Origin of the sequence: Methylobacterium sp. WL18 (genome assembly GCF_008040015.1) — a bacterium.
GTDB lineage: Bacteria > Pseudomonadota > Alphaproteobacteria > Rhizobiales > Beijerinckiaceae > Methylobacterium > Methylobacterium mesophilicum.
Genome location: NZ_VRVD01001201.1, coordinates 1 through 667 on the forward strand (window position 1 = coordinate 1; position 667 = coordinate 667).

At 71.8% G+C, this 667-nt stretch carries 1 protein-coding gene; it reads right to left on the bottom strand.

Annotated features, from left to right (window positions below):
- Positions 1 to 667 (bottom strand): MFS transporter (locus FV228_RS31825; RefSeq protein ID WP_147857979.1); only part of this gene is annotated, 667 nt, incomplete at both ends.

Below are 667 nucleotides of genomic sequence, written 5' to 3' on the forward strand. Positions count from 1 at the left end.
GCACGGCCCCGTAGCCGAGCCCGGCATCGATCACGCCGCCGCCGACCGCCGCCCCGATGGCGTTGCCGAGGTTGAACGCACCGATATTCATCGCCGCCGCGAGGTTGGGCGCGGCGCCGGCCTCATCCATGACCCGCATCTGCAGCGGGGGCACGATGGCGAAGCTCGCGATCCCCCACACGACGATCAGCAGCGCCGCCGATGCTTCTCCCCGCATGCCCCAGGCGAACAGCGCGAGGACGACGATCTGGGCGGCCAGGGATCCGAGGATGGTCCCGTCCACCGAGCGATCGGCGAGGCGACCGCCCAGCCAGTTGCCGGCCGTGAGGCCGATCCCGAACAGCACCAGCATCGCGGTGACGAACAGGCTCGTTGCGCCGGTCTCGATCCGCAGGATCGGCACGATGTAAGTGAACAGCGTGAACATCGCGCTAAACCCCACCATGGTGAGCGCCAGCGCGGCGAGCACCGGGCCGCGGCCGAGGGCACGCAACTCGGCCCGCAGGTCATCCCGGCTCTCGACCCGCAGCTCCGGCAGCGCCAGGCGCAGCGCCAGCATGGCGACCGCGCCGATCATGGCGATGCCCCAGAACGCCGCCCGCCAGCCGAGCACCTTGCCGACCCAGGCGGCGAGCGGCACGCCGCCGATCGTCGCGACGGTCAGCCC